Genomic DNA, 3,432 nt, shown 5'->3' with positions numbered 1-3,432 from the left:
CGATACCCCCAGGATTCCGGGTAGGTGAGCCGTGACGTGGCGAGGCGTTCCGGGGTAATGCGTTGCAGCAGGAGGTATATCGTGCGCGTCGGTGAGATGACGCGCCATACCGGCCCGGCCAGCAGCGAAATCGCCACCAGCCCCACCCACAGCAGCACGTAGACGGCGCCGAGGAGCGCGTTGCTCTGCGTTTGCGGTCCGCACAACCCGGCCAGCAGCACCCATCCGGTGAACGCCAACGCCGCGACCGCCGCCGCACCGCGGGCGACCCGCGAGTCCACGACATTGGTCACCGCCGCCGGCAGCGGGCGGGTGGGATTGGCCGGATCAAACCGTGGCCGCTTCCACGCGAGGGCGACCAGCGCGAACGTGAACGTCAACGCCCAAGCCGCACCGATCACCGAAAACGCGTACGGCACAGGAAGATCGCTCGACCCACCAAGGCCGTGCGCGACGATGACCGGATCGGTCACGGATGCACGTGGATGGTGGCGACGGTGCGGTCGAGATGGTGTAGCTCGACGTCGACGCTGCCCGGAACCTCAACGCTGAATTGGAATGTCTGATTGGCCGTGGCAGCCACCTCGAATTTGTGATCCGGCACCGAATGCACGTGCAACTCGTCGGTGGCGTCGCTGGTGACGTGCAGCGTAATCGGTTGGCGGACCGTTGCCTGCAGGGTCGCGTTGGCGGGCGTGACCTGCCCGTGCGCGATCGTGATGTCGATCGTCAGCCCGGCGCTGCCGGCCGGTTTCGATGCACCACCGCACCCGGCAAGTGCTATCGCTATCACCCCCACCAATGCCGCGAGGAGTACGCGCGTTGACGCGACCGCTGCCCTCATGCCGCCTGCGGGGGGACGCGATCCAATGCCGGTTCCTCCGGTTGCGTTGGAGCAGCGTCGTCCTCGTTGATCCGGCCGGCACCCCACGTCAGAGCGGAGACCACGCACAGGGTAAAGAACAGCACAACTACGCCGCCGGCGGTGAACAGCCATAAGGGGACGCCCGGATCACGCTCACGCTGCAGGATCGACACCTCCAATGTGAGGGGCCGGGTGCTGCTGAGCTGCACCGGGATTTCCTTGACCGGGATTGCCTCGTCTGCGGGTGCCCAGATCGGCACCGCAGCCAGCGTTCGGCCGTCCTGGATGCGTACCAATGTCTTCCAGGAGCCCCACACTGGCAGTGGACGATTCGAGACGTAGTGCCCTGGACCAACCTTGGTGAGCCGGTCGATCACCAGACCACGATCGTTGTCCATCTTGCCCTGCCAGGCCAGCACCGTGAGCCAATCCGGCTGGTCGCTAATGGCATTGGGCGGGTTGATCTGCACGTCGGCTGACACCATCCGCTGTCCCGGTGCACTCGGTAGGTCGGTCAGCTTGACGGTGGCGGTGTCCTGGGTGGGCACGTGAATGTGCAAACCGTTCGCCACGGTGCCGCCGATGACGAGCACCGTGAGCGCCACCGCGGTGATACCGATACCCCTGCCCGGCAGGCGCTGACTGGTGAGGACCATCCCGAGCATCGCCGCGCAGATGCCGACCAATATTGCCACCGGGACGGCCGTCGGCAGCGCTTCGCGCCACAGCGACGTCGGCCACGGGTAGTGGTAGACCGCTCCAATCCATAGCGACTCGAGCCACAGGCCGACGGTGCCGATGCCCAGACCGGCGACGGCGCCGAACAGGATCGGCCGGCGCAACAGCGGGGTGAAGGCCAGCACCTCGACCACCAGCGCCGGACCGAGATACAGCGGGAACCAGTTGATCGCGGCGCCCAACACGGGTCCCACTATCAGGGCGACCCCGCCACGCAGCGCGATTGCGAACAGCGCCGCGATGATCGCCGCCCCGCGGCCCAGCGTGATGCGAGCGACTATCGTTCCCATGGCGGCCGCCGCCGCGATCAGCATCGGCTGGAACACCAACCGGAACTGCGGCACGCCGAAGTCGAATTCGATTTGATAGACCGACATCCCGATCAACAACCCGCCGCAGGACAGATAACGCACGAATCGGACGAAGGGGCGGTCTTTTCGCTCCAGTACACCATCGGCGGGCGCGTTCGCCTGCAGGTATCGCTCGCCCTCGTACTCCAACATGAGCGCCGCGAACAGGGAGAAGTTGGCGCCGCCGATCATCATCAAATGGGTGGGGCCCCACAGCGTCACGTCTTGGCCGAAGATGCGATGCCAGATGTCGTCGAGCGGGAAGCCGATCATCGCGTAGAGGCCGCACCCGGCCATCAACACGCCGCCCACCGGGGCGTGCCAGTTACGGGTGATGCGCAGCGATGCGGGCCCCGGTTTGTCGAACGGCAACACCACGGCCAACATGCCGGCCACGAAGATGCCGAACAGGCCGATGATGATGAAGTAGTGCGCCGGGTTGGCCAGCGGACCCGGGTCGCGGCCATTTCCGATGTGCCAGCTGACATCCCAGATGAAGCCGAACAGCGCGCAGATGATCGACGTGGTGAACACCAAGACGGGCAGCGCGACCCACGACGGCCGGTCGAACTTCCCTCCCAGCCACTCCGCAACGCTGGTCAACCACGTGATCCGGCGCGTGCGATGCGCCCAACCGACGTACAGCATCACCGCGCCGATCACCATCGCAGCGATCGTCAAACCGATCACCTGGTTGAGTCCGGCGCCGCGCGCTGGCGGCTCCGCTGCAAGAAGGGTCAGAACCACCGTGTTACCTCCCACCGCGCTGTGGCCCGCCCGAAATCGTTCGGGCGCTGAACTTACTTCACAGTAGGTAGCCTGCGGGCGCTGCGTTCAAACTTCGGCTGATTTGCTGCCAGCGCGTCTCAGTCACGCCGTTCGTCGGACGTGTCGCGGTTGGTCACCTGCTGATCCTCGTCTGGTGTGCGCCGATCTTTGATCGCGACGTACAGCACGACAGCGACGACGATCACGGCCGGCAAGAACGCCGGTCCGGCCAATAGGAGCCAATGGTGAGCGACGTATTCGACGTGTGCACTACTCAATTGCGTTCACCCCCCGGGGCTCTGTGACCTACCCCTATCGGGTACCCCGTTGCCGCGGCGCCGACCACATGACGTTTGTGCAGGTGCACACCGCTAGCCTAGCCTGGGCACCGGTCAACGCTGGTTGCGAGAAGCCCGGGTCCACGGCGTCCCGAATGCGTGGACAGGACAACTGACAAAGACTTTAAGGAGTAGCTGGTGACTCAGGCGGCGACTCGGCCAACATCCGACACCGACCGCACCGACATCTTGGCGATGGCCCGTGACCAGGTGCTCGAGGGTGGCGAGGGGCTGAGCCAGCAGCAGGTGCTCGAAGTTCTGCAGCTGCCCGACGAACGGCTCGAAGAGCTGCTGGCACTGGCGCACGAGGTGCGGATGGCCTGGTGCGGTCCCGAGGTCGAGGTCGAGGGCATCATCAGCCTGAAAACTGGTG

General features: G+C 65.5%; 3 protein-coding genes and 2 pseudogenes. 1 reads left to right on the top strand and 4 read right to left on the bottom strand.

What is annotated here, in order from left to right; translation table 11 throughout:
• The 4 genes and pseudogenes from VGH54_RS20315 to VGH54_RS20300 all read right to left on the bottom strand — a co-directional run.
• Positions 1–473: pseudogene (locus VGH54_RS20315) on the bottom strand (hypothetical protein); the annotation flags it as partial.
• Positions 470–844: a hypothetical protein gene (locus tag VGH54_RS20310; protein WP_331513879.1), complete on the bottom strand. Its 375-nt coding sequence runs from the start codon at positions 842–844 to the stop codon at positions 470–472. The gene VGH54_RS20310 and the pseudogene VGH54_RS20315, both read right to left, overlap by 4 nt.
• Positions 841–2,619, bottom strand: coding sequence for a hypothetical protein (locus VGH54_RS20305; RefSeq protein WP_331513880.1), 1,779 nt, complete (start codon positions 2,617–2,619; stop codon positions 841–843). Before VGH54_RS20305 ends, VGH54_RS20310 begins: the two co-directional genes overlap by 4 nt.
• Positions 2,620–2,819: 200 nt before the next feature.
• On the bottom strand, positions 2,820–2,999 hold the full coding sequence (locus VGH54_RS20300) for a hypothetical protein (protein WP_331513878.1): 180 nt from the start codon (positions 2,997–2,999) through the stop codon (positions 2,820–2,822).
• A 198-nt stretch (positions 3,000–3,197) separates the two neighbouring features.
• On the opposite strand from VGH54_RS20300, the pseudogene VGH54_RS20295 reads away from it, so the two are divergent.
• A pseudogene (locus VGH54_RS20295) lies at positions 3,198–3,432 on the top strand (biotin synthase BioB); the annotation flags it as partial.

This window comes from Mycobacterium sp., assembly GCF_036488105.1.
In the GTDB taxonomy this organism is placed as follows: Bacteria; Actinomycetota; Actinomycetes; order Mycobacteriales; family Mycobacteriaceae; genus Mycobacterium.
This window is presented reverse-complemented; position numbering and strand designations above follow the sequence as displayed.